The sequence below is a fragment of the Neorhizobium sp. DAR64862/K0K3 genome, from assembly GCF_050500185.1.
Taxonomy (GTDB): domain Bacteria; phylum Pseudomonadota; class Alphaproteobacteria; order Rhizobiales; family Rhizobiaceae; genus Neorhizobium; species Neorhizobium soli.
The window spans coordinates 1,180,923-1,204,981 of sequence record NZ_CP191450.1; the positions used below are offsets into that span (position 1 = coordinate 1,180,923).

Below are 24,059 nucleotides of genomic sequence, written 5' to 3' on the forward strand. Positions count from 1 at the left end.
TGGGTAGAATTTGGAGAAATTCACCACGTTTCGGGAGGAGGACAGAGAAAATGGAGAGGAAGAGCGATACACCTGGGGATATCGACCACTTCGACCGGAAGATCATGGATGTCCTTGTCGGCGATGGCCGGGTCTCGGTGACGGATCTTGCCGACAAAGTCGGCTTGTCCAAGACTCCGGTGAATGCGCGCCTGAAAAGGCTGATGCAGGATGGCTTCATTCTCGGCTTCCGCGCCGTTCTCAACCCGAAGAAACTCGGCCTCGACCATGTGGCTTTCGCAGAGGTGAAACTGTCCGATACACGCGAAACGGCACTCAACGCGTTTAACGCAGCAGTATGGCGAATTCCCGAGGTCGAGGAGTGCCACATGATAGCCGGACGTTTCGATTACCTCCTGAAGATTCGCACACCCAACATCCGCCGCTATCGCGAAGTGCTTGGCGAAAAAATCTCCAGTCTGCCATTTGTGGCAAGCACCTCAACCTCGGTTGCCATGGAGGCGGTGAAGGAACGATAGGTCCAAGACCACTGGTCAGAGTTGAGGCGGCAGCTTTCCGTTCAACATGTCGAGCAGCCTGACCCAATTGGCACGATGCCGGTTACCGGGACCATCCTGCGCCCAACCCAAGACCCTCTTGACGCCCCCGTTGTCCTGATAGCTGAAGGCCCGGCTGCTGTGCAGAGACAACACGAGTTTTTCGACGTCCTCGGCATGGAGCGTAACCTGTTCGCCCGAATGGTTAGGATCGCGAAACGTCATCGAGCCCGGCAGCAGCCAGTGCGTTCCGATGCCTCCATTGCTCGAAAAAACCGGCGGTATCACGATGTCATGAAAGTAAATCTTGCTGCAGTGGGTCGTTTCGTAGAGCGTTTTGAGGTCGGCGCGCAGTTCCGCTTCCATGCCGAGCCCGAGCTGTCCACCGGCTCCAAGGACAGAGTCGAAACCGAAACTTTCGCTATAGGGCCCCGCGAGAGCGGAAACATCCGCGACGATGACGTGGAGCGGGGCGAACTTTGGCGAATTGCCGCACCCGCAAGATTTGGGTTCTCGTCTCGCCGCATCGCGCAAGGCACGATACATGGTCACTGTACCGCGATTCTCGACCGTCCCGCCGTCCGTCACCCAATAACGTTTGGCCGTGCCGCTGCTCGGCATGATATCCACGGCGGCATCCGGAAACACAGGGGGGAAATTGGCGCTCAATGCTGCGGCCCGTGACACGGAGACGTCAGGTTCGTCGATGGTGACGATTTCCATCCCGGGCGACGTATTTGCCTGCATCGTCTGGGTCGATCCGATGTTGGTCAGCACAAGCCGCCCGCCCGCGCCCGCGCCATCCAGCAACCCCTGGCACCGGCTGGCCTGTTCCGGCAGCGAATACCCGTCGCCTCGGCGGCACGGATTTCCAGGATCGGGATAGGATCCGACGATCGACGAATTCAGCATCAATCCAAACGAGACGTCGCCCATCTTTCCCGCCCCCATTCGGCAGGCGAAGGATTCCGCCAGGATATGGCCGAGTTTGGAGCGGGCTGGTGCAAGGCCGCTCACAGAACCATCCGGCACCGCCGGCTCGCCGCATGTAAAACGTCTCCAGTGAAAGCGACCGAATGTGATCCGCAGGTCGCTGGCGCGATTGATGACATCTTCAATATAAGGATGCGCCATTTCCCGCGAATAGCGCTCCCAAGCCATGAAGCCGACGCCACCGCGGGAGCGCAGTTCCGCCTCGTGCAAGCCAAAATACGCAAGCGCAGCGCTCCCGCCGGAAACGCCGCTCGCCATCACCACGTCGCAGACATGTCCCGCCTCCGCCAAGCCCCTCAGCAACGAGGCGGTATAGATCGCAGCGCGTGTACCGCCTCCGGAAGCCGCGATGGCGATGCGAGGCATGCCCGCTTTCAGAGGTGAGCAGTCGCCATTTTCATAATCCTGGTTCTTCATGAACGCGAGAGCATCGCGACCTCCCCCACCCTCGGCATGGACTGTGAGCTCCGGCGGTTGCACCGCGTAATAGAACGTCAGGACAATTGGCCCGACAATCAGGCCGAAGGCCAACGTTCCGACGATGACCGGATAGATCACCGCCGCCCGCTCGAAATTGCGCAGGCTCGCCAGCAGATCGTCTGCCTTTATCATGTCGCGGGAGCGAAGCTCGATCTGGCGCCGGAACTGACCGATCAGCTCCGCGGGCGTCATGAACTGGAGCGCCGTGCCGCCGCCGGCATACCCGTCTTCGTAGTGACCCCGCAGCTTCAAGCGGCCGGCGCCATGCAAACTGATCGTGCGACCTTCGCTTTCGACGCGGCTGAGTGTCGGATCACCGTGGTAGGGATAGGCGACCGATATGGCGGTGCGCCAGTCGGGCTTGAGTGTGAGCATGCGCATGAGCCTGCGGGCAACGAACTGGTCGGCCCAGAAACCGTAGTACCAGGCGCACGCATACGAAAGCAGGATGTAAAGCATCAGGACCGGGTTGCCATAACCGGTGCTGCCGCCATTAAAGAGGTACGTGATGAAATGAATTTCCGCGAGCCGTGCCCCGGCGACGGCAATGACGAGAATGGAAATCACGCGCTGCGGACCGATGAAAAACATCCGGCCCAGCGTCTTCATGATTTCCATCAGCCGCTCGAAGAGAATGCCGAGGAAAAGCAAGATCCACATGATCCCGCCGACGAAAAGGAAAATCAGGGCAAGAAGATGGTCGGGGACGAACAGGGTCAGCAGCGACCCGGGCAGAAGGAGTTCTACCGGATAACGAACCGGAGCGATTGCCAAGGCGGAAAAGAAGGCAGCTTTCGCCCCGCCCCCCACGAAACTGTAGCGATCCTTCGGAAGAAACAGCTCCACCTCTGGCAGGGCATCGGCCAATCCTCCATCGGCTGTCGACCTGAATAGCGCTGCGGCAAAACCGAATGCAGCAGCAAGCGCGACGGTCATCGCAAGAACGACGGCCACGCCCACGTGCAGTCGGGGTGCGGCGACCATCTCTCCGTAGACCTCGGGCAGAGAACTCCACAACAGCAATGCCAGCATCGCAACCAGACATGTCAGTTGCCCGGTCAGCAGATAATTGTTGGCGACTTGGCGACGCTCGGCAAGAGCGTTGAGACCCAGAAAAAGCACAAGTCCGATCACCAGCAGAATGAGGTTCGGCCAATCGGTTTCCATGGTGGGGCCAAGCGCCAGCATGACGGTCAGAACCAGAAACAGCGCCGGCGCGTACCAGGGATAACGATCCGGGGCGAGCAGTTTCCAGTAGGCGCGTCGCCTCAACGGAAGCGGCCGGTTGGCCCACGCATCCAGACGTCGCCAGCCGCGAACGAAATCCGCAACCCTGTCGTTCAGCCAAGGATAGGCTTGCCGAACGAGAGACCGGCCGCGTGGTTGAACCTGCGTCATCACGCCATCTCCCCCTGTGGTGGCGAAAGCAAAACGTCGGCCGCCTTCTCGGCGATCATGTAGACGGCGCAGGCGAGGAAATAGCCGGGAATGCGGGGAAAGACCGACGCATCCACGATCCGCAACCCATCGACGCCATGCACCTTGAACCGGCTGTCCGTCACGCCGCCGCTGTCACGCGGCCCGATGGCGCAGGTCCCGCAGGCGTGGTGACCCCATGCGTTTTCGGCCACGTAGTTGCGCAGTGCTTCGTCGCTGTCGCGCCAGCGGCCGGGCTCTTCCTCTTCGGCAACGAGGTCGTCCATCCCTTCGGCAACTTTGCGCACGAAACGGACGCCCTTTACCATCGCATCGAGATCGCGACGGTAATCACCGCTGCCTTCAGCAAACGAATGGAACTGGATGTCCGGGTCTGTCCGCCAGTCCGAAGATCGCAGCCTCACTGTACCGGCTCGGTTTTCCGTATAGGCCTTCAGCACGACCCAGCTCAGATAGTCTTTCTTTCTGATCCGCTGCGAATAGCCTTTGTAGTAGCCGCGGAAATCACCCAGCAGCGAAAAGCAGTGGAGATCAGGCTCGTTCAGGCTGTCACGCGATTTGAGCGCCATGGAAAACAACAGGCCGTTGCTTGTGTAGTTGCCAAGACGAAAGCGCCGCCACTTGCGGTATTCTGCGTCCCGGATCGAATAGGCTGCGTTTTTAAGCGTCGCCCAGGGCTTGTTCATGCGGCTGACGACGCCGATCTCATATCGGTCCTGCAGATTGCGGCCAACGCCCGGCAGATCTTCGACAACGGCGATCTCGTGTCGAGCGAGATGAGCGGCATCGCCAATTCCCGACAGCATCAGGATCTTCGGCGATGCGAAAGCGCCGGCTGCGAGGATGACCTCTCGCCGCGCCTCAACGAAGAGTTCGTTGCCGTTCGCATCGATCGCGTGGACGCCCACGGCGCGCCTATCCTCAATCGCAATACGCGCCACCGCTGTTCTCAGCCGGATATCGAGCCTGTCGGGATACCTCGCCTTGACGTCGAGCAACCGTTCGCGCGGCCCATGCCGCACATGCCTGCGGGTGGAAAGGGGCGCGATGCGGATGCCGCTTGCGAAGGGGTTCCAGACCCGGTGCGCATTCGGATCGGTTTCCGCCGTCTCCCATTGCGTCCCGGAATGACCGAAGGCATCAGCTGCCGCGCGCACACAGCGCAGAAGCGAGCTCAACAGCAGGCGGTCGCGGATTGGTCTCAGCGGAAAAACCAGTTCCGTTTGCATCCAGCCCCACCAGCCGTGTCCGGTCGGATTGAGACCAGTGAGGAAGGAAAGCCAGCGCCAGAAAAAGATGCGGTAGCGGCAGCGTTCGATCCGTTCGAAATAGGTCTGCATATGCGGAGCCCGCCAGCTCTCGTCGCCTGTGAGGTCGCGGATATGGTTCCAGTCGCAGGCATTCGGTTTGACGATGATCATCGCATGATGGGCACTGCAGCCACCCAGCCCCTGTGCACGGGGATAGAGAATTCCGCCCTTTTCATCGCAGTACCGCCAGTCGCGTTTCTGCACGGCCGTATCCTCATAATGCCTGACATAGTAATCACGCGCCAAACCCTCGTGTTCGGACGCGAAGGCATGGAACGCCGGCACTTTATAAGCATCGGCCAGAGGCATATCGGGGTCGTCATCTGCAACCGCATCGCTGTAAGGCCGTTCGGCGAGCGGATCACCACCAGCTTCGATCACCAGAACGGTGCACCCCGCCTCCACAAGCCGCGCAGCCACGACCGCCCCACCCGCACCGGCGCCAATCACGATGTAGTCGTGGGTCGCTTCGCTCCCTGCCATGTCAAAGCTGCTTCAGAAATGAAATCAATGCGTCCTTGTCCGCCTGCGACAGATCCGAGCCGAAGGCATGTCCCGCATTGACGACGTAATCGGGGCACTTGCTGAGGGTCACGAGCCGATCGATCAGGCCGGTCTCGCGCACGACCGTCTCGGAATGGCTCCGCACCGCCGGGTCGGCGAGTTCCTGCGCGGAGCATTGCCCGCCCAGCTCTGCGAAGGCCGAAACCAGGCCGGGACCATTGGTGATCAGCCGCTTGTAAACGGGCCAGGCATCTTCGTCATGATCCGGCAAAAGCTTGGTATTGACCAGCGCATTGACCGGAAATCCCGACGGGAAGGGCCCGAGTGCAATCGATCCGTCATCCTTGAACGCCCAGGGCGCAATGCGGCTGAGCAAGCCGCTAAAGGGGCGGATCTGATCCGGCACGAAGCCTTTTGGGATGATCAGGCAGGAAGGGGCGCTGGTACGATAGATATAGCCTGGCACGGCCTCTTCGGTCGCTTTGTCCATCCGCCGCGTTTCCGGTGAAAGCATCTGCCGGATCGACGTGTCGAAGGCCGAAAGCCGGTTTTCGATACAGGGCATGTAGGGGTCTTTGGGATCCGCAGCCGGGCAGGCGCTGGGAGATCGTGGGTAGTTTCCGTTGCCGGAGTTCGCCTGCGTACCGGACGTCCCAACCGGCCCGCTTTCCGTATCCTTCCCATAACGCGGGTAGGAATAGGGGATTTCGTGCCCGACGGAATTGTTGAGGAGATAGGGCGCCGTCGACCAGAGGCTGATCAGCGAAGGCGGTCGCAAATAGCCGCGTCCGTTACCCGGTGATTGCATCGGCGTTGCTGCACCCGAAACCGGATGATGCACCGTCACTTCCTTCGGTGCAGGCAGGGTTTTGTATGTCGACGAGGTGAAGTTATCCCAGATATCGCCGGCCAGGCCATTGGTGGCGATGGCACTGCACGCATTGGTGCGCACCAGATCGATCGGCACCCTTCGTTCATTTGACAGATAGTTGTCGACGAGAAAGTCCGGTTTCTCGGCATGCGCACGCATCAATTGTTTGAACTGCGCCGATTGTGCCCATGCCCAGTAGCGGTCCCAGCATTCACGGTACTGCGGCCCCGCGCCGCCGCCCTCGCAGATGCCCTCGCCAACGCCGAATTCGGCCGGAGCCTTTGGTTGTTTGCTCGAATGGCACGCCGCGCAGTTTTCAGCGAAGACATCACGACCACGGGCTACCTGCTGCTGATCCAGCGCGGCCAGCAGCTCCTTTCCGCCCGGCGCGTCCTTGAGGAGATCGGAGCGACCGGTGACGAGAAAAAAGATCGCCATGTCGGCCGTCATCGTCTCGGTCGCCTGCCAATAGACGGAGTTCTTCTGTGCATCCGGAACGCGGATTGGCGATATCTTCTGGCCACCCAGGAAGGGGCGGAAGTGCAGAAGCCACTCTTCGCTGAACAGCCCGATGTTCAAGTAAACACGGTTGAGCGCCCCAAGCGTGCCGACGGAGTCAGACCCATCCTTCAGCACCCGCATCGAGGCAGACTTGCCATCCCGCTTGTTGAAGAAGGCATGCAGTGCTGCCGTCTGCGAGTAATCCTGAAACTGCTTGTTCGCCAGCTCGTCGCCGGTCAAATTTTCCCAGCCCGTACCGGATGCAACTCCAAGGCGCGCTACTGTCTCATAGACCGCATTCATCGTGCGAGGGTTGTTGATGTAATCGCTCGAAACGAGCGAGGTATCCAGCGAGCCCGGCGGATTGGTGTGGAACAGCTGGAAAAGGAAATTGCCTTCGTTCGAGGTCGGCTTATCGTCCTCGCCGCGCGGTTGCGTGTTCCAGAAGAAGATCCGGTCCACCCAGAAGTACTGCGCTCCCGGGTTCGAGGTGATCTGCGAAAACTGCGGCCTTTCCACATCCGCCGGCGGCGTGATCGGGTTCGGTCCGACATGGCAGAACGCGCAGGACATTCCGACGCGGTACGGACGCACCAGATCCTTGTCGTTGTAGTAGGAAGGGTCGTTATAGTAGCGGTCGGGGTCCCACTTTTTCGAGGCCTTCAAGTCGAAATCCGGGTTGGGAAACAGGCGCAGCCCCATGACGCCGGTCGGTTCCCCGTAATAGGAGCCGACCGGCAGGGTCACCTCCCGGGCTTCAAACTCAACCGGTTTACCCCGCGCACCCACTTCCACGCCTGGGTATCGCCTGTCCGCGTCCGGATTGCCGCCGAACGGATCGGGAGGCGTGTCAGTCCGGCGCTGGTCGAGCCACAGTCCGAAGTGTTTCGGGTCCGGTCCCGTCGCCTCATCGAAGCCCGGCTCATTGACGAGCCCGAGATACCGAAAGCGATTATCGCGGCCATAGGCCTGGCTCGGATGCGAGGAAACCGTCTTCAGAAGATCAAATGCTCCGATCGTGTTGCGCGCGGCAAAATCCCAGAAGCGATCATTGCCGCCGGTCCAGACAATCCAGGCATTCTGACCGCGGATTGCCGCCTGTCGGATCGCCTCGGGGTCAAGCCCCGTCGCGCCTGCAATCTGGCGGATTTCCTGCGGGTACTCCCCTCCCTCAATCCCCTTGAGGAGACCCTTGTCCATCTCGGCGAAATAGGGCTCGGTTGCGGCTGGCAGACTGGAAACGTCGCGCCGCGCAAACTTGGCCTCGTCCTCGACCTTGCCGAACTGATCGGATGGCGGCTGGATGAGCGACCAGACGACGAAGCCGGCCACGAACAGAACGATCACCACCAAAGCGGCAGCGGTCGTGACCAGCCAGAAGAGGAAACGCTTCGCTTTCTTGGTCCAACCGTGCATGCGTCCCCCTCCCCGGTTTCAAAGTGTCTTCAGATAGGCGAGCAAATTGTCCTTTTCGGCCTGCGGCAGGTCCGTGCCCCAGAGATGGCCGCCATTGCCGTTGCCCGGCAGGCTCGTGTCATAGAGAAACCCGCCCGTTTCCGGTTGCTCGGCGCTGACGAAACCCCCGTTCACCGTGTCCACGAGATCGGAGCCGCGATAAAACTGCTTCGGCCTCTGTTCCGGAGATTTGAGGAGATCGGCAAGCGTCGGAACGCTGCCATTGTGGAGATATGGCCCGCGCAACCACAGGCCCGCCATATCGACGGCCACGTAGCCTTCCGCCTTCTGGAAATGCGTGAACCCCCACCGGTAGCCAGTCTCGTAATCGGCATATCGGGACTTCGCCGCGGGGCTCCACATGTCGATGCGATGCCGATCCGTTCCGAGTTCGACAATCGGGATCGGAGATCGGTAGCGCGCACCGTTCGTGTCATGGCAAACGGCACACTGCGCCTGGTAGATCCCCTGCCCCGCATCGACGGCGGAGGCGTCAACCCGAAGGGGATCGTCCGTCTCACGACTACTCTTGAACGGCGAAGGCGGCGGCCGCTGCACCGAGGTGAAGGCGATCATCCGGTCGAGGTTTTCCTGGGTCCGCAGAAAGGTTTTGGAACTCATGCCATCGCCGATGGCGCCCGATACCGCGGTTTCGCGCACATCCGTTTGCAACCCGTCCCAATGAAGCGAGAAGTTGCGAATGTTCGTCGGGGCAAGCTCGCTCATGTTCCACAGCGGCATCATGTCGGAATTGCCGATCGTGCCGTCGTCCGGGAGCTCGAGGTTCTGGAATTTGACGGGGTTGAAAGGATCGATGCGGCCCGGGCCCCAGTCGGGTCGAGTGTCCTGCCAAGCGAACCGCCGCGCCTGATCCTGAAATGCCTTGCGCGTTGCCGGGATCAGAACGAAACGGTAGAGCAACCTCTCATAAAGCGGCATGTCGTAGATCGTGGTGATTTCCCGCATCACCCGGTCCGCGGTGAAGCGGGCATCGGCACCGACCTTGATCAGGAAGCGGATATAGGCCTGCGGATCAACGCGCGTTCCGGCACCGGCCGAGACCAGCACGCGAGGCTCATCGGGTTTCAGCCGGTAGCTGCCCTGGTGGCAGAAGGCACAGTTGGGCGAGACGCGATCGATGACACCCAGTGCCGTCACCGAAAAGCCGATCGGTACCTTGTCTCCGGCACGCCAGTACATGCCGAAGGCACCGTAGCCATCCTTGCCGTTCGGCACATGCTCCGGAAAGATCTGCGGCAGCACGCGCCAGATCCAGTAGGGCAGGCCCTGAACCTCTTCATTGCCGATCGAGCCGTGATTGAAAAGCCGGGCGAGATCCTCCGTACGAGGGGCGGCAACCGGGCGGAAAAGAAGAAGATAAACGGAAAGCGCACCCGCCACGACGACGACCAGCAGCGCCAGAAGCCCTTTCCAGAACAGCCGGGTTTTGCGCACACTCATGAGCGGCCCCCGTCGGCGAGTTCCTGTTCAAGGCGACTGATGTTGAGGAGGCAGATCAGCGTCGGGATCGCCACCGAACCATCGAGAAGGACACCGGTGATATAGCCGATCGGCTGGTCGAACACCGTCACGGCAAGCAGGAAGAACACGACGCCGGCTGTGCGCGATGGAAGGACCTGCAGCCAGGCAAAGATACGGTAGCGGTCGATATCGATCGACGCGGGAATATAGAAAACGGAGAGAATACCTAGCAGGAGGCCCGCGAACTGCGCCCAGATCACCTGGTTGACGACGATGCCGAACAGGGAAAGCAGCCATTCCGGGCAGAAGATCAGCGGCAGCACGAAACACAGGTTCAGGATCACGCCGATCCATACGACGATGGCGTGACGGGCCTTCCAGGTGCTGAGCGAGCGGGTCCTGATCATAGCGTCTTCATGTATTCGACGAGGGCGTCCTTATCGGCTCCGGAAAGCTCCGTGCCGTAAGCTTTGCCCTCGTGTCCGCGGTTGGAATTGCCGGTTTTCGAGGTGTCATAGAGAAACAGCTGATCGCCCGGTGCCGCATCGTCGGATCGATATCCGACCCGTGCCAGGTCGAGCACCTCGCTGCCGCGATACCACCGGGCCGGCCGCTGCGACGAGGGTTCGAGCAGATCGCGCAGCGTCGGTACGGACCCATTGTGCAGATAGGGTGAGCGGGCCCAGATCCCGTCGAGGGGATGGTTCGCATAGCCGTTGGTCTTGTGGAACCGCTTGAAACGCCACGGATAGCCCGCATAGAGCTGGTTCTGTGCGGCCGCAAAATCCGGTGTGTAGGAGGCCCAGCGGCCGCGATCCGTCCCGATATCGGCCAGCGCGACCGTCCGTCCGAGCCGCTTGAAATGATCGGTATTGTAGGAATAGTTTCCGCCTGTCTTCATCCCATGGCAGCCGGCGCAGGTATCCGAGAACACCTCCCTGCCGCGCTCGGCAGCGTCGACATCAACCTTTGCCGGAAACTGTGGCGCGGGAAGATCCCACATCCATTGTTCGATGCGGCGGATCGACGATCGATCCACCGTTACCGGTGTCACACCTGCGCCGAGTGCTGCGCTCAGGTTGCGCTCGGCAACCGAATTGTTATTGCCGTCCCAGTGAAGGTTCATTCCCTCCCGCGGGCGTTGCTGCCAGATCGACGGATAATCGGAGCTTCCGTTCAGCGCTGCATCACTGATCGATGCAGCGTCCATCGGAAAGTTGAACTGCAGGCTTTTATAGGGGTTGAATGTATCCACCCGCCCGGGTCCCCATTTCTCCTGCCGCGCAACGAATGTCAGCCGTTTGCCGAGATCTGCGAATGCCGCCTGGAGGCGCGGAAAGATCACATAGCGATACACCACCTGCTCGAACGCATTGAGATGACCGCCGACTTCTGGACTGTTGATCGCGGCGATCAGCCGGTCGGCGGTAAACCCGGGATCCGACCCGAGGTCGATGAAGAAGAGAATGAATTCCTGAAGCCGCAAATTGTTTGAAGGTGCACCGTAGACCAGATGCCGCTCCGTCTGGTTCGGAAGCGTGTAGGTTCCGACATGACAAACCGAGCAGTTCAGCCAGACGCGATCGACTCCGGACACGATACGCCTGGAGACGCCGATCGGCAGGTCGTCGCCCGGCTCCTCGTAAAGCATGCCGAAATGACCCCATCCGGCCGGCCCAAGCTTGTCAGCATACATCACCGGCAGCGCCTTGAAGACCCAATAGGGTGGCCCGGTCGATGCCTCGCTGCCAATCGAGCCGTAGAGGAAATGATCTTCCTGGTTTCGGAACGCGACGACATACTGGTTGACGAAAACGAGCCAGTAGACGATCGCTGCGAGCACAAGCACTGCGATCACCACGACGATTTTCCGCTTGCGCCCGAGGACGATCTCGACCGGGGTCAGCGGATCGTTGAGATCACTCATGGCTCCGCCTCCACCGCCTGAGGTGGTGTCGCCACAACGCTTCCCGGAAAGGCCGGCGGCGTAAACACCGACATCACCTCGTCGATCATGTTCTGATGCCGGGCCTCAAACGTTGACCCGGGATACCGTTTTACCTCGTAGCAGCCGAGAGGGTTCTCCAGATCATTGAGAAGACACTTGTTGCAATAGGTGCACTCGCGGCCTTTGTCCGGGCCATTCTGGGTCTTGAGGATCTTCGGCAAATCATTGTTGGCAATCAACGGTCTTGCCATGCTGACGCCATCGCAGGCGCCGCTGCGGATCGCCTCGCCGATCACATCGGCATGCTGAAAACCGCCCGTACAGAGAACCTTGACGCTTTGATCGATGCCCCGGACCGCTTCCGTGACAGCGCGGGCATAATCGAGGTTGATGCCTTCGATGACTTTCCCCCGCCGGAAACGCCACCAGGCCACAAATGCAGGTCCCAGGACCGGATTCGAAAAGATCGAATAGTTGAAACGCGCCCTTGTGCCTTGCGAAAGCATGCCGTCATACCAGCGCCGCAGGTCGTTCAGGGGCAGATCACCCGGCGGGTTGCGGGGGTGCGGAAAGGTCGACCCGCTGGAAATATGGAAGGCATCGACACCCTTGCCGCCATCCAGCAGGAGGGTACAGATCTTGACCGTCTCGTCGAGCGTATTGCCCTTCCTGATCCAGGGATAGAGCCAGTCGTTGTGATCGACCCCGTTGATCTTCATCTGCAGGTGAAAGTCCTGACCGACCTCGCGGCGAATGGCGCGAACGATCTCCAGCACGAACCGCGCCCGCCCTTCCCAGTCGCCGCCATATTCGTCGATGCGGTCATTGATGCCGCTGCTGAGAAACTGCGTGATGAGATAGCCGTTGGCGCCATGCAGCTCGACACCGTCGAGACCGGCCTCTTTGGCCCGGCGCGCGCCCTGGGCAAACTGCTCGACGACAGTGCGAATATCCTCCCTGCTCATCGCTTCGGCGAGCAGGCCGTGAAAGTAATCGCTTTTGTTCGTTGAGCTCAGTCCCCTTTTGTAGAGGTTTTCAGCACCGCCCATGTCCTGCTGGCGGCCCGAATGACTGAGCTGCATCAAGAACCGACAGTCGTGGGCGTGAACCCGTTCGCCGACCGCCCTCCAGAACGGAATTTTGTCGTCATTGTCGATCATCGCGTAGCGCACGAGGATTCGCCCACGCACGGAAACCGGCGTGAAGGACGAGATGATACAGCCGACCCCGCCGCGGGCGAATTTCTCCTCCCAATTCAGACGCGCAGAGCCGCCGTGACCGTTGTAATCGTCGAACTGCCCCGAGACATTCGATCGGAAAAGACGGTTTTTCACCGTCAAAGAGCGGAATTTCAGCTCCTGGAAGATCTGTCTGGAATTGTCTTCGTGAGTGTACTGCTGATCGTCATGCATCATCGTTCGCCCGCTGAGTTAAGAGGACGCCAAATTCAAAGGTCAGAATTTTTGGATGCTATGCGTAAAATGCTTGTGACTGATGATCACGTTATTGCAATTTTATCGAGCTTGCAACGGGAATATGCAACCTCGAAACCGGCCTCAATTCGCGAAGGTGAACTGTCGGGAGCGATCTTCTAACGACGGTTTTTCGAACGTGAGGCAAGCACGTTTCGGATGGAAAAGCTGGAATGGATCCGCAAAACCCCGGGAAGTGCCGACAGGATTTCCTTGTGGATGCGCTCGAACGCGCCGGCGCTCGCAACTTCCACCCTCAAGATATAATCCGAGCCACCGGTCATCAGGAAGCATTCCCGAATTTCCGGATGTTTCCTCACAGCAGCTTCGAACCGGTTGAGGTAATCCTCGGTCTGCCGCTCCAGCGTGATGTTGATAATCACGGCGATGGCGCTCTCGATCTGGCCATTGTCGATCAGCGCCGTATACCCGCGGATGACGCCGGCTTCTTCCAGGAGCTTGACGCGCCTGAGACACGCGGAGGCAGACAACCCGACTTCCGCGGCCAGTGCCGCATTGCTGATCCGCCCGTTCAGACGAAGGAGCCGGAGAAGGTTACGGTCGATCGCATCTATCGCTTCCATGCATATTCTTTCAAAACACGACAGAATTCACCAGAATATCGATATTTGTCGCACATCCTGTCATCAAATAGCACCAAACTCACCGAATATTCAAATAATCTGCTCTCATAGGGAGGGCAGCATCATGGATATTTCGTCCTCGTTTGGTGACGCCGAAGTACAGTTCTTTGCCGAGGGTGCATCCGGATACCTGACAATCGATCTGGGTGCCCTCCGGCGCAATTTCGAAACGCTCGTCGACATGCTTCGACCGGCACGCTGCGCAGCGGTCGTGAAGGCTGATGCCTATGGACTTGGGGCAACGGTCGTATCAAGAACGCTCGGCGATGCCGGATGCCGGGACTTTTTCGTGGCCCAGTTCGTCGAGGCCATCAGGCTCAAGGATACTCTCCCTGCCGATGCACGTCTCTATGTCCTGAACGGACTGCAGCCCGGAAATGAAGAGCGCTGCGCTGCCGACGGCATCATCCCTGTCCTCAACTCCTTGCCTCAGTTGCGCCGCTGGTCTGAGCTCGCCCGTCAGGTTGGCCGATCGCTCCCCGCAGTTCTGCAGGTCGACAGCGGCATGTCCCGTCTCGGTTTGTCGCCGGAAGAATGCAGCATCCTGTCCCGGGAAATGAACGAGCATGCCGGCTTGGAATTCCAGTTCGTCATGAGCCATCTCGCATGCGCCGACGAAGGCGGACACCTTATGAACGGCGAGCAGCTGGCGGAATTTGAAAGACTTTCTGGTCTGTTTCCGGGAATTCGGATTTGCCTCGCCAATTCCGGTGGCATCTTTCTAGGAGGCGATTTCCACCACACGCTGGCGCGGCCCGGCATTGCGCTTTACGGCGGCAACCCGACCGTCGGAGCTCCAAACCCGATGGAGCCGGTCGTCAGACTCGATGTCGCCGTGGTCCAGACACGTACCGTGCCGACCGGAACCCGGATCGGCTATGGCGGATCGCATATTGCTGACCGAGAGATGCATCTGGCAACGATCGCAGCCGGTTATGCGGACGGCCTGCCCCGTGCCCTCAGCGGCACGGGTGCAGTGTATCACGCTGGCGTACGACTGCCGATCGTCGGGCGGGTTTCCATGGACAGCATCATCATCGATGTCAGCGCGCTGCCAAAGGATACTTTGACACTCGGCAGTCTCGTCGAGGTGGTCGGGGAACACCAGACGCTGGAAGCGATTGCCGAGGCCGCCGGAACGATATCCTATGAGATACTCACGGGCCTAGGACACCGTTACCAAAGACTATACCGCCAAGTTCAGCTGCAAGACGTCTAGGGGAATGCCATGAAAGTCATCGTACTCGGCGCCGGCGTCATCGGCACGACCACCGCCTATCAACTGGCCAAGGCCGGCCACGAGGTCGTCGTTGTTGATCGCCAGACAGGCCCTGCGCTCGAAACAAGTTTCGCCAATGCCGGCGAAGTCTCGTTCGGTTACTGCTCTCCATGGGCAGCGCCGGGCATACCCCGGAAGGCGCTCAAATGGATCTTCATGGAGCACGCGCCGCTGATCCTGCGCCCGAAGCTTGATCGCGCCATGCTGTCGTGGATGTTTAAGATGCTGTCGAACTGCACCTCGGAGCGCTACGCGATCAACAAAAGCCGGATGCTGCGACTTTCCGATTACAGCCGGATCTGCCTTGCAGATGTCCGGGATGAAACCGGGATCGATTACGACGCGCGCATGCAGGGAACGCTGCAGCTGTTTCGCACGCAGCAGCAGCTCGACGCCTCTGCAAAGGACGTCAAGGCGCTCGCGGCCGATGGCATTCCCTACGAAGTGCTCGATCCCGAAGGCTGTATCCGCGTAGAACCGGCGCTCGCCCATGTGCGCGAAAAGATCGTCGGCGGACTTCTGACACCCAAGGACGAGACCGGCGACTGCTTCAAGTTCACTAATCTTCTCGCCGCCAAGGCCGAAGCGCTCGGCGTCCGGTTTGCCTATGGTACGACCATCAAACGGCTCGATGTCGAAGGCGGCAAGGTGAGGGGTGTCGTGACGGACCGCGAAACGCTACGCAGTGATGCGGTGGTGGTTGCTCTCGGCAGCTACTCGCCACTGATCGTGAAAGAGCACGGCATCGATCTGCCGGTCTATCCGGTCAAGGGATATTCGCTGACCATCCCGATCAAGGATGCCAGCCGCGCGCCGGAATCAACGATCATGGATGAGACCTACAAGATCGCCATCACGCGGCTGGGCGACCGCATCCGGGTGGGCGGCATGGCCGAAATTTCCGGCTATACGAACGATCTCGGTGCGCCGCGCAGGCGCACGCTCGAACATTCCGTGACCGACCTTTTCCCCGGCGGAGATATCACCAAGGCGTCGTTCTGGTCGGGCCTTCGTCCGATGACACCCGATGGAACGCCGGTGATCGGAGCAACCAAGATCAGTGGTCTCTACCTCAATACCGGGCACGGAACGCTGGGCTGGACGATGAGCTGCGGCTCGGCGCGGGTGATCAGCGATCTCGTCAGCGGCAAAACGCCCGACATCGATGCAACCGACCTTGCCTATGCGCGATACGCGCGCCGCTGATCGGCGTCGCACGCAAACGCGGAGCCGCGAACAAGTTCAGGAAAGGCGCTTGTCCGCGAATTCGCTTCTGACGATGCCGTGGCGCTGCAGCTTGTCGTAGAAGGTCTTGCGGGGAATGCCGAGCGCTGCAATCGTCTGCTGCACATCGCCATCACACGCAGTCAGCGTTTCACGAATGATCTCGGCTTCGTATCGCTCCAGCCGCTGGGGCAGCGAACCCGTTTCCGGATCGGCTGATTGCCGAGCGGGAGAGCTTGTCGGATCGAGCCCCAGAACCACACGCTCGGCAAAATGCGACAACTCGCGGACGTTGCCGGGCCAGTGATGATCGCGCAGATACTGGCCGATCGCCGGCGTGATCGAGAGTGCTTCCCGGTCGAAACGGGTTGCGGCACGGTCCGCGAAATAGCTGAACAGGAGCGGAATATCGTCACGCCGCTCGCGCAGCGGCGGAATGGCGATCGTGACGACGTTGAGGCGGAAATACAGGTCTTCGCGAAACGTCTCGCGCTGGCTGGGATCCCCTAGGTCCACCTTGGACGCGGCAATGATCCTGAGGTCAACAGGCCGCACTTCATTCGTCCCGAGCGGCATCACCTCGCGCATCTCCAGCACGCGCAGCATCTGCACCTGCGCAGACATCGGCATGCTTTCGATCTCATCGAGAAAAAGCGTGCCGCCGCTCGAGTGCTCGATGCGACCGATGCGCTTTTTTTGCGCGCCGGTGAAGGCGCCCGGTTCGTGACCGAACAGCTCGCTTTCGATCACCTGCTGCGGCAAGGCGCCGCAATTGAGCGCCACGAAGTTCCCGGCAGCACGGCGGCTCCATCCATGCAGAAGACCGGCAACGATTTCCTTGCCGCTTCCGGTCTCGCCGGTGACGAGGACATCGATATCGGTATCGGCGATCTGGCGAAGCATGTTGCGTAGCCGCTGCATGACCGGTGTCTGGCCGATCAACGGGGATTCCTGGCTGGAACTTTGAGCTGCTGCGCGCAGCCGGCGGTTTTCCAGTGTCAGACGTCGCTTTTCAGCAGCGCGCCGGACGCATTGCACAAGCCTGTCCGTCGCAAACGGCTTGGCAAGGAAGTCGTAGACGCCACTTTGGATGGCCTTCACAGCCATTGGAATATCGCCGTGGCCGGTCATCAGAATGACCGGCAGCTCTTCGTCCAGACTGCGGAGCCGGTCGTAAAGTTCGAGACCATCGAGCCCCGGCATTCGAATGTCGGAGACGACGATGCCCGGGAAGTCTGCGGAAATTTTAGACAGGGCGTCCGTGGCCGAGGTGAACGCGATCGGCTCGAAACCGGCAAGCTCCAGCGTCTGGCCTGTGGCGCGCAGGAGATCGGCGTCGTCGTCTATCAGAATGACCGGCACCGCGCCCATGTCAGGCTCTGTCATGATCGTTTTCCTCATCAGCTCTCACGAGCGATATTGTAAAGCAGGTCCGTCCATCGCGGCTCTCGACCTCGATGCGCCCGCCGTAATCGGTGACGATGTCTTTGGAGATGACGAGGCCGAGCCCCAGCCCTTTTTCCTTCGACGAGTTGAAGGGCTCGAACAGGGCCTTGAGAATCTGCGGCGCGATGCCGGGACCGTTGTCGCAGACATGCACCAGCACCCGATCGGCAGACACATCCGTCGTCACCTGGATACGCGCATCCGGTCGGCCCTCAACAGCCTCCAGCGCATTCTGGAACAGATTGATAAACACCTGTTCCAGCCGCAACCGGCTCCCCATCACGACCAGCCCGCTTGGCGGCGGCATGATCTTCAGCGTATCCATTCGTCCGGTGAAACGGCTGCGAACCAGCATGGTCGCACCGTCGAAGACTTCCTGCAGCAGAACCGGTTCCGGAGCCGGTCTACCTTTGCGCGCAAGTGCCTTAAGATCATCCGTAATCGCACCGATCCGTTCCGTGAGATACGCGATGTGATCTAGATTTTCGACCGCAGTCTCGGCCCTGCCCCGTTCGAGCAGTACCTTGGAATTGTCCGCATAGGCGCGGATCGTCGCGACAGGCTGGTTGATCTCGTGGGCGACACCGGCTGCAACCTGGCCGAGGATGGCAAGCCTGTTGGCATGTACCAGATCCTGCTGGACGGACTGCAGCCGGCTTTCGGTCTGCTTGTGATCCATGATCTCCGCCTCCAGCCTGTCACGCGCCAGACTGAGGTCGATCGTGCGCGCCGCAACCCGATTTTCGAGATCTTCCCGCGCAAGCCTCTGCTGGGCAATCGCCATTTCGGTCACCTGCCGACGTCGCAGCAGGAACGCTGCCAGCGCCAATAGTGTCGTTACGACCAGGATCGCCATCAGCCGTGTTTCGCGAAGCGCATCCGACATCGCCTTGGAAATTGGCAGAAGATATTCGAAGCGCCAGGGGGTCGACGGGATCGGGGTCGTGATCTCCAGGAAGTCTTCTGCTCCCGCGCCTCCCGGAAGAATAGCCTGCAGCGTCCGCGCGTTGTCTCCGACCGGCTGCTGACGGATGAATGGCAGGGGAAGAAGCGGCGCATCGCCGAATTGCAGACTTTGGCGAATGGCGCCGAGATCGTCCGGATCCAGCGGCTGGGTCGTCATGAACCGCCAGGATGGGAGGCTGGTGATCAGTACGACGTTGCTGGAATCAACAACAAACGAAGGGCGCTGCGAGTTGCGCCAGTCCGCTTCCAGCTGATCGAACTCCATCTTTGCAACGACCACGCCGAGCGGCGCTTCGGCCGGACCGACGCGTTGCGAGATGTAGAGACCGGGCCGTTTGCTGACGCTGCCCAGTGCGAAATGTTCAGCCGCCCCCTCCTGCATCGCCCGCGTGAAATAGGCACGGAACGTATAGTCGTTGCCGACGAAGCTTGTTGGCTCCCGCCAATTGCTCGACGAGATCGCAATCCCGTCCGGGCCAACGACATAGATCACGCTGGCATTGGTCTTGACAACCAGGTCTTCGAGTTTGGCATCCAGTGCCTCTCTCTTCGCGATAGCCGCATCGGCGCTCAGGTCGACCAAAGCGTCGCGGACCTCGCGGTCACCGGCCAGAAGCAACGGTAGCGCCCGCGGTCGCTCGAGCACGGCCTGCAGAAGAGCAACCTTCAAGTCCGCATCCGTTCGAGCCTGCGCTTTAAGTCGCGTTAAAGCTGATGCGCGGCCGTAGCGCTCGACCGCAAACCCTGCGGCGACCACGATGCTGATCGCAGCGACGCCAAACACGATCCAGGCCAGCCGAAACTTCCGAACCAGGTGCTCAGCAGGCTGAGGATCGTTTGTGTAGGACATCGCCCCTATGAGCATAATTTCGCACAAACATCAAGGACGAGTGCGGTACTCCGCACAACTCGTTTTGCTTCACACCGGGTTAAGATAGCGCCGTCATGTTAATTCAATAACTTAGTCGATAGGTGCGGATCTGGCACGTCCCTTGCTCGCCTCAAGTTCGATTCTAAGAACATGCCCCGGGTGGGAACCTTGAGCGGGGCGACTGGAGGACTTTATGGATATCTCGACACCCGCAGCCGGCAAGCCGGCGGCACTGCCATTCTATCGCCACCTGTATTTCCAGGTTATCGTCGCGATCATCGCGGGCATGCTGATCGGCCACTTCTGGCCTGAATTCGGCGCCAGCCTAAAGCCGCTTGGCGACGCCTTCATCCGGCTGGTCAAGATGATCATCGCTCCCGTGATCTTCCTCACCGTGGCAACCGGCATCGCCGGAATGTCCGACCTGAAGAAGGTTGGCCGGGTCGCCGGCAAGGCGATGCTCTACTTCCTGACCTTCTCGACGCTCGCACTGATCGTCGGCCTGATTGTCGGCAACCTGCTGCATCCGGGTGCCGGAATGAACATCGATCCGTCCACGCTGGACGGCAAGGCTGTGGCGACCTACGCAACCAAGGCGCATGAGACGACGATCACCGGCTTCCTGATGAACATCATCCCGGAAACCATCGTTGGCGCGTTTGCCCAAGGTGACATTCTTCAGGTCCTGTTCTTCTCGGTCCTGTTCGGTATCTCGCTCGGCATGGTCGGCGAAAAGGGCAAGCCGGTCACCGACTTCCTGATCTCGCTCACCGCTCCGATCTTCCGTCTTGTTGCGATCCTGATGAAGGCCGCTCCGATCGGCGCCTTCGGCGCGATGGCATTTACCATCGGCAAATACGGCATCGGCTCGGTCGCCAACCTCGCCTACCTGATCCTGACATTCTACATCACCGCACTTCTGTTCGTGATCGTGGTGCTGGGCGCCGTGGCGAAGTATAACGGTTTCTCGATCTTCTCGCTGATCCGCTACATCAAAGAGGAACTGCTGCTCGTTCTCGGCACCTCGTCGTCGGAAGCAGCGCTTCCCGGCCTGATGCAGAAGATGGAACGTGCGGGCTGCAAGCGCTCGGTTGTCGGCCTGGTCATCCCGACCGGTTACTCGTTCAACCTCGACGGCACCAACATTTACATGACGCTGGCAGCACTCTTCATCGCCCAGGCGACGGGAATCGACCTGTCACTTGGTGATCAGATCCTGCTTCTGCTCGTTGCCATGCTGAGTTCCAAGGGTGCCGCCGGCATCACCGGTGCAGGCTTCATCACGCTGGCTGCAACGCTATCGGTTGTTCCCTCCGTCCCAGTCGCCGGCATGGCGCTCATCCTCGGCATCGACCGCTTCATGTCGGAGTGCCGCGCCCTGACCAACCTCGTCGGCAACGCGGTTGCGACCATTGTCGTCGCACGCTGGGAAAACGAGCTGGACAAGGACATGCTGGACAAGGCGATGGCCGGTGAGCTGACCGGCGATCCGGTAGCCCCTGTCCTGCAGCCGGCGGAATAAGATACGCTCCCAAGCGTCAAAAGGGCGGTACCTTTCTAAGGTGCCGCCCTTTTGATATGTGGCCTAACCCAGGAGCGCTGCTGCGTCGCGCAGGGCAACGCCGCTGATACCGGTCTGCATCATCGCCTTGACCAGAGCCGTGATCGCATCGGCCGCGCTGGCAATCGACATCCCGCCGTCGCGGATGTTCGATATGCAGTTGCGTCGGGAATCGGGCGTGCCTGACCTCGGTTCGTAGGTGACATAGGCGCCGAGACTGTCGGCTGCCGAAAGCCCCGGTCGCTCCCCGATCAGAATGATCGATAGCTTGGCGCCCAGTGCCTCGCCGACCGGGTCGGCCAGCGCAACCCGCGCATTTTCAGCCAGAACGATCGGCGCCAGGGAAAGATTCAATTCCTTCAAGCGTGTTTGAAGCGCCTCGATCAGCGGCGTTGCGTTGATTTCCACCGCATTGGACGACAATCCATCGGCGACAACGATGACCACATCGAAATTGTCGCCGCTTTCGGGTCTCACCGAACGAAGCAAATCGACAGACGGTCCGGAAAGTTGCCGGCCAAGATCCGGGCGACGGACGTATGTTCCGCGATCTTCCGCAAGGCTTGTGACCTCGATTGCGCCAAGGCCCATCGACTTCAGGCGCTGCGAAAGGCCATGGCGATCCATCCCGCTCCACACCGCCTCGCGAGCCCGTGCGTGATCCATCAGGAACGCGAGTTGCACCTTTGTCGGCTGACCGGCGCCGAAGCGTCCGAGCGATACCCGGGCCGCGGTCATCGACCTGAGATCGAGGCTGCGCTTTTCGGCGTCTTCCACCGGGACAGGCTGATCGCGATCCGTCATGCCGAGGCTCCAAGAAGAGCAAGCTCGGACAGGTGCCGGGTCAGCCGCACCGGATCGTCCTTCAGATAGCCTGCCGGATCGGTGAGCCCCATCTCGTTCAACCATGCTTCGAATTCCGGTGCAGGCGGGCGTTTTAGAGTCTCGCGGCAGTAAACGGCGTCGTGGTGCGACAGAGTCTGGTAATTGAGCATGATATCGTCAGCGCCTGGCACGGTGATGACGAAGTTCACATTGGCGGCACAGAGAAGCGTCAGGAGCGTATCCATGTCCTCCTGATCGGCATCCGCATGGTTTGTGTAGCAGACGTCGACCCCCATCGGCAGACCCATGAGCTTGCCGCAGAAGTGGTCCTCCAACCCGGCGCGGATGATCTGCTTGCCGTTGAAGAGATATTCGGGGCCGATAAAGCCGACGACCGTGTTGACCAGAAGCGGATCGAACGCCCGAGCAACCGCATAGGCGCGCACTTCCATCGTCTGCTGATCCACACCGAAATGCGCATCGGCGGAAAGCGCCGCACCCTGTCCGGTTTCGAAATACATCAGGTTCGCATCGACAGGGCCGCGTTTGAGAGCCCGCGCCGCGTCATGGGCTTCCTTTAGGATCGCCAGATTGACACCGAAACCTTCGTTTGCCTTTTGCGAGCCGGCGATCGACTGGAACACCAGATCGACAGGAGCCTGTTGCTCGATTGCCCGGATGGCCGTCGTGACATGGCCGAGGCAGCAGGTCTGGGTAGGGATCGACAGACGGGAGCGCAACTCATCGAGCAGGGAGACGATCCGGACGTAATCCTCAATGCTATCGGTTGCAGGATTGACGCCGATCACCGCATCGCCCGACCCCATCAGTAAACCGTCGACGGCGGACGCTGCGATGCCGCGCGAGTCATCCGTTGGATGATTGGGCTGGTTGCGGGTCGAAAGCCGGCCCGAAAGACCGATCGTCGAGCGGAAGCGTGTCACGACCTCGCGTTTGGCCGCAACCGAGATCAGATCCTGAACACGCATGATCTTGGAGACCGCTGCCACCATTTCAGGCGTCAGGCCGAACGTGATTGCCTCCAGCTGACGCTGCCCCGTCTCGGGCTTCAACAGCCATTCGCGGAACTCGCCGACCGTCAGCGACGAGATCGGTGCTAATGCCGAAAGGTCGTACTGGTCGGCAATCAGTTGCGAGACCTCGTCGGTCTCGGCCGCGATCAGCTCCTCGGCGAGGAATGCCTTAAGCGGCAGGTCTGCGAGTGTGATCTGCGCCGCAAGCCGCTCTACCGGACCCTCTGCCGCCACCCCCGCAAGCTGGTCACCAGACCGCTCGGGCGTCGCCTTGGCCAAGAGATCCTTCAGATCACGGAAACGAAAGACCGTCTGCTCGATCGTGGTCTGGTAGGGCATCAGGCGATTTACCGGCTCAGAGGAACATTACGTCCATCATCACGCCAGGCTCCGACCGATGCAAGCGGCAAGCGTCATGAAATGAGATCGGCGAGCGCTTTGTGGCCGGCAAGCGCTGTTTCCAGTTCCGGAATCGTGTGATTGCCTTCCCGGAACAGGTTGATCATGACCGCAGCCGCGATACTGACGTCCGGATCGCTCCTCTCGAGATGATACTTCGCTCGCCAATTCTCGAGTACGATATCGAGGACTTCAAGTTCCGTGGGGCCGAAGGTCTTTTCCATAAATGCGGGCATGACAAACTCAAACTTCTCAGTGACGGCCATCATTTGGTCGATGCGATGCAAGCTTCAAGAGGCGGGTCATCACTTTCTTACAAATGAGATAAGTTCCAGGTCCCTGCGGAAAAACCTCTGCAACCGCAAGAAGTTAGTTGCAACGCACAATCCTCGCGGTCACGAGCAACGCACCATCGACAGCGCCGACAGCCCTTTCACTCGTTGCTGCAATGCACAGATCTGACTGTCACGACTTTCAGGAACACAACCCCAGTCAAGATCGCAACTGAAACGAAGCAAGACGCAGAAAGTGCCACGGCGGCGACAACAATCGTCGCAAGGTCGAGACAACTAGTCAGCTAGCACAGCACTTAGGGAAAGCATCATCAACGAGGTTGGCGAACGTCGGCGGATACAAGACGAACGAACCCAGGCGCACGGCAGGGAATGTCCCGCCATTAAGCGATGCGAGAGATGGAGGCGACGGACTTTGCTGTATGGATACCAGTCACCGACGCACAGAAGCCCGGGCCGATCACCCGGACTTCGATTGCAGCACCTTATAGGCAATGGGACCATGGTGAGACATGACGTCCTCATGCC

Annotated in this window: 17 protein-coding genes; 4 read left to right on the top strand and 13 right to left on the bottom strand. The window is 60.1% G+C overall.

Going from position 1 to position 24,059, the window contains the following annotated elements:
* Nucleotides 1–50 precede the first annotated feature (50 nt).
* Nucleotides 51–518 carry an Lrp/AsnC family transcriptional regulator gene (locus tag ACQY1L_RS22310; protein ID WP_062458856.1) on the top strand — a complete coding sequence of 156 codons (468 nt, stop codon included), beginning with the start codon at nucleotides 51–53 and terminating at the stop codon, nucleotides 516–518.
* Nucleotides 519–533: 15 nt separating this feature from the next.
* Here the strand turns inward: ACQY1L_RS22310 and ACQY1L_RS22315 are convergent, their stop codons facing one another.
* The 8 genes from ACQY1L_RS22315 to ACQY1L_RS22350 form a co-directional block, all read right to left on the bottom strand.
* On the bottom strand, nucleotides 534–3,407 hold the full coding sequence (locus ACQY1L_RS22315) for a hypothetical protein (protein WP_430244610.1): 2,874 nt from the start codon (nucleotides 3,405–3,407) through the stop codon (nucleotides 534–536).
* The gene (locus tag ACQY1L_RS22320) at nucleotides 3,407–5,239 is read right to left on the bottom strand and encodes a GMC family oxidoreductase (protein WP_430244613.1); all 1,833 of its coding nucleotides are present in this window, start codon (nucleotides 5,237–5,239) and stop codon (nucleotides 3,407–3,409) included. Before ACQY1L_RS22320 ends, ACQY1L_RS22315 begins: the two co-directional genes overlap by 1 nt.
* 1 nt (nucleotide 5,240) lies before the next feature.
* Entirely contained in the window at nucleotides 5,241–8,048 is a 2,808-nt protein-coding gene (locus ACQY1L_RS22325; RefSeq protein WP_430244616.1) for a c-type cytochrome, read from the bottom strand.
* A gap of 18 nt (nucleotides 8,049–8,066) precedes the next feature.
* Nucleotides 8,067–9,548, bottom strand: coding sequence for a cytochrome c (locus tag ACQY1L_RS22330; RefSeq protein ID WP_430244618.1), 1,482 nt, complete (start codon nucleotides 9,546–9,548; stop codon nucleotides 8,067–8,069).
* The gene (locus ACQY1L_RS22335; RefSeq protein WP_430244621.1) at nucleotides 9,545–9,976 is read right to left on the bottom strand and encodes a hypothetical protein; all 432 of its coding nucleotides are present in this window, start codon (nucleotides 9,974–9,976) and stop codon (nucleotides 9,545–9,547) included. Before ACQY1L_RS22335 ends, ACQY1L_RS22330 begins: the two co-directional genes overlap by 4 nt.
* Nucleotides 9,973–11,496: a cytochrome c gene (locus tag ACQY1L_RS22340; RefSeq protein WP_430244624.1), complete on the bottom strand. Its 1,524-nt coding sequence runs from the start codon at nucleotides 11,494–11,496 to the stop codon at nucleotides 9,973–9,975. Before ACQY1L_RS22340 ends, ACQY1L_RS22335 begins: the two co-directional genes overlap by 4 nt.
* Nucleotides 11,493–12,932: an NADH:flavin oxidoreductase gene (locus ACQY1L_RS22345; RefSeq protein WP_430244626.1), complete on the bottom strand. Its 1,440-nt coding sequence runs from the start codon at nucleotides 12,930–12,932 to the stop codon at nucleotides 11,493–11,495. The genes ACQY1L_RS22340 and ACQY1L_RS22345 overlap by 4 nt, the downstream gene beginning before the upstream one ends.
* A 176-nt stretch (nucleotides 12,933–13,108) precedes the next feature.
* Nucleotides 13,109–13,573, bottom strand: a complete 465-nt coding sequence (locus ACQY1L_RS22350) for an Lrp/AsnC family transcriptional regulator (RefSeq protein WP_430244629.1) — start codon at nucleotides 13,571–13,573, stop codon at nucleotides 13,109–13,111.
* A 124-nt stretch (nucleotides 13,574–13,697) separates the two neighbouring features.
* Here ACQY1L_RS22350 and alr point away from each other — a divergent pair, with 124 nt between their 5' ends.
* Both alr and ACQY1L_RS22360 read left to right on the top strand, forming a co-directional pair.
* Nucleotides 13,698–14,852, top strand: coding sequence for an alanine racemase (alr, locus tag ACQY1L_RS22355; protein WP_430244632.1), 1,155 nt, complete (start codon nucleotides 13,698–13,700; stop codon nucleotides 14,850–14,852).
* A gap of 9 nt (nucleotides 14,853–14,861) precedes the next feature.
* Nucleotides 14,862–16,118, top strand: a complete 1,257-nt coding sequence (locus ACQY1L_RS22360) for a D-amino acid dehydrogenase (protein WP_062458833.1) — start codon at nucleotides 14,862–14,864, stop codon at nucleotides 16,116–16,118.
* A 36-nt stretch (nucleotides 16,119–16,154) separates the two neighbouring features.
* On the opposite strand, the gene ACQY1L_RS22365 is transcribed toward ACQY1L_RS22360, so the two are convergent.
* Both ACQY1L_RS22365 and ACQY1L_RS22370 read right to left on the bottom strand, forming a co-directional pair.
* Nucleotides 16,155–17,522 carry a sigma-54-dependent transcriptional regulator gene (locus ACQY1L_RS22365; protein WP_430244635.1) on the bottom strand — a complete coding sequence of 456 codons (1,368 nt, stop codon included), beginning with the start codon at nucleotides 17,520–17,522 and terminating at the stop codon, nucleotides 16,155–16,157.
* A complete protein-coding gene (locus tag ACQY1L_RS22370) occupies nucleotides 17,509–19,398 on the bottom strand; it encodes a sensor histidine kinase (protein ID WP_430244639.1) in 1,890 nt (629 codons plus the stop codon). Before ACQY1L_RS22370 ends, ACQY1L_RS22365 begins: the two co-directional genes overlap by 14 nt.
* Nucleotides 19,399–19,612: 214 nt before the next feature.
* Between ACQY1L_RS22370 and ACQY1L_RS22375 the strand changes: the two genes are divergently transcribed.
* On the top strand, nucleotides 19,613–20,941 hold the full coding sequence (locus ACQY1L_RS22375) for a dicarboxylate/amino acid:cation symporter (RefSeq protein ID WP_062458822.1): 1,329 nt from the start codon (nucleotides 19,613–19,615) through the stop codon (nucleotides 20,939–20,941).
* 63 nt (nucleotides 20,942–21,004) lie between these two features.
* Here ACQY1L_RS22375 and eutC read toward each other — a convergent pair whose 3' ends face one another.
* From eutC to ACQY1L_RS22390, 3 genes are all read right to left on the bottom strand, one after another.
* The gene (eutC, locus tag ACQY1L_RS22380; protein WP_430262051.1) at nucleotides 21,005–21,784 is read right to left on the bottom strand and encodes an ethanolamine ammonia-lyase subunit EutC; all 780 of its coding nucleotides are present in this window, start codon (nucleotides 21,782–21,784) and stop codon (nucleotides 21,005–21,007) included.
* The gene (locus ACQY1L_RS22385) at nucleotides 21,781–23,178 is read right to left on the bottom strand and encodes an ethanolamine ammonia-lyase subunit EutB (RefSeq protein ID WP_430244642.1); all 1,398 of its coding nucleotides are present in this window, start codon (nucleotides 23,176–23,178) and stop codon (nucleotides 21,781–21,783) included. Before ACQY1L_RS22385 ends, eutC begins: the two co-directional genes overlap by 4 nt.
* 74 nt (nucleotides 23,179–23,252) lie before the next feature.
* Nucleotides 23,253–23,474, bottom strand: a complete 222-nt coding sequence (locus tag ACQY1L_RS22390) for a hypothetical protein (RefSeq protein ID WP_062460391.1) — start codon at nucleotides 23,472–23,474, stop codon at nucleotides 23,253–23,255.
* Nucleotides 23,475–24,059 lie beyond the last annotated feature (585 nt).

Excerpts from the sequence above, each read along its gene's own strand:
- ACQY1L_RS22310 (WP_062458856.1), top strand. The coding sequence starts at position 51 with ATGGAGAGGAAGAGCGATACACCTGGGGATATCGACCACTTCGACCGG.
- ACQY1L_RS22315 (WP_430244610.1), bottom strand. The coding sequence starts at position 3,407 with ATGACGCAGGTTCAACCACGCGGCCGGTCTCTCGTTCGGCAAGCCTAT.
- ACQY1L_RS22320 (WP_430244613.1), bottom strand. The coding sequence starts at position 5,239 with ATGGCAGGGAGCGAAGCGACCCACGACTACATCGTGATTGGCGCCGGT.
- ACQY1L_RS22325 (WP_430244616.1), bottom strand. The coding sequence starts at position 8,048 with ATGCACGGTTGGACCAAGAAAGCGAAGCGTTTCCTCTTCTGGCTGGTC.
- ACQY1L_RS22330 (WP_430244618.1), bottom strand. The coding sequence starts at position 9,548 with ATGAGTGTGCGCAAAACCCGGCTGTTCTGGAAAGGGCTTCTGGCGCTG.
- ACQY1L_RS22335 (WP_430244621.1), bottom strand. The coding sequence starts at position 9,976 with ATGATCAGGACCCGCTCGCTCAGCACCTGGAAGGCCCGTCACGCCATC.
- ACQY1L_RS22340 (WP_430244624.1), bottom strand. The coding sequence starts at position 11,496 with ATGAGTGATCTCAACGATCCGCTGACCCCGGTCGAGATCGTCCTCGGG.
- ACQY1L_RS22345 (WP_430244626.1), bottom strand. The coding sequence starts at position 12,932 with ATGATGCATGACGATCAGCAGTACACTCACGAAGACAATTCCAGACAG.
- ACQY1L_RS22350 (WP_430244629.1), bottom strand. The coding sequence starts at position 13,573 with ATGGAAGCGATAGATGCGATCGACCGTAACCTTCTCCGGCTCCTTCGT.
- alr (WP_430244632.1), top strand. The coding sequence starts at position 13,698 with ATGGATATTTCGTCCTCGTTTGGTGACGCCGAAGTACAGTTCTTTGCC.
- ACQY1L_RS22360 (WP_062458833.1), top strand. The coding sequence starts at position 14,862 with ATGAAAGTCATCGTACTCGGCGCCGGCGTCATCGGCACGACCACCGCC.
- ACQY1L_RS22365 (WP_430244635.1), bottom strand. The coding sequence starts at position 17,522 with ATGACAGAGCCTGACATGGGCGCGGTGCCGGTCATTCTGATAGACGAC.
- ACQY1L_RS22370 (WP_430244639.1), bottom strand. The coding sequence starts at position 19,398 with ATGTCCTACACAAACGATCCTCAGCCTGCTGAGCACCTGGTTCGGAAG.
- ACQY1L_RS22375 (WP_062458822.1), top strand. The coding sequence starts at position 19,613 with ATGGATATCTCGACACCCGCAGCCGGCAAGCCGGCGGCACTGCCATTC.
- eutC (WP_430262051.1), bottom strand. The coding sequence starts at position 21,784 with ATGACGGATCGCGATCAGCCTGTCCCGGTGGAAGACGCCGAAAAGCGC.
- ACQY1L_RS22385 (WP_430244642.1), bottom strand. The coding sequence starts at position 23,178 with ATGCCCTACCAGACCACGATCGAGCAGACGGTCTTTCGTTTCCGTGAT.
- ACQY1L_RS22390 (WP_062460391.1), bottom strand. The coding sequence starts at position 23,474 with ATGCCCGCATTTATGGAAAAGACCTTCGGCCCCACGGAACTTGAAGTC.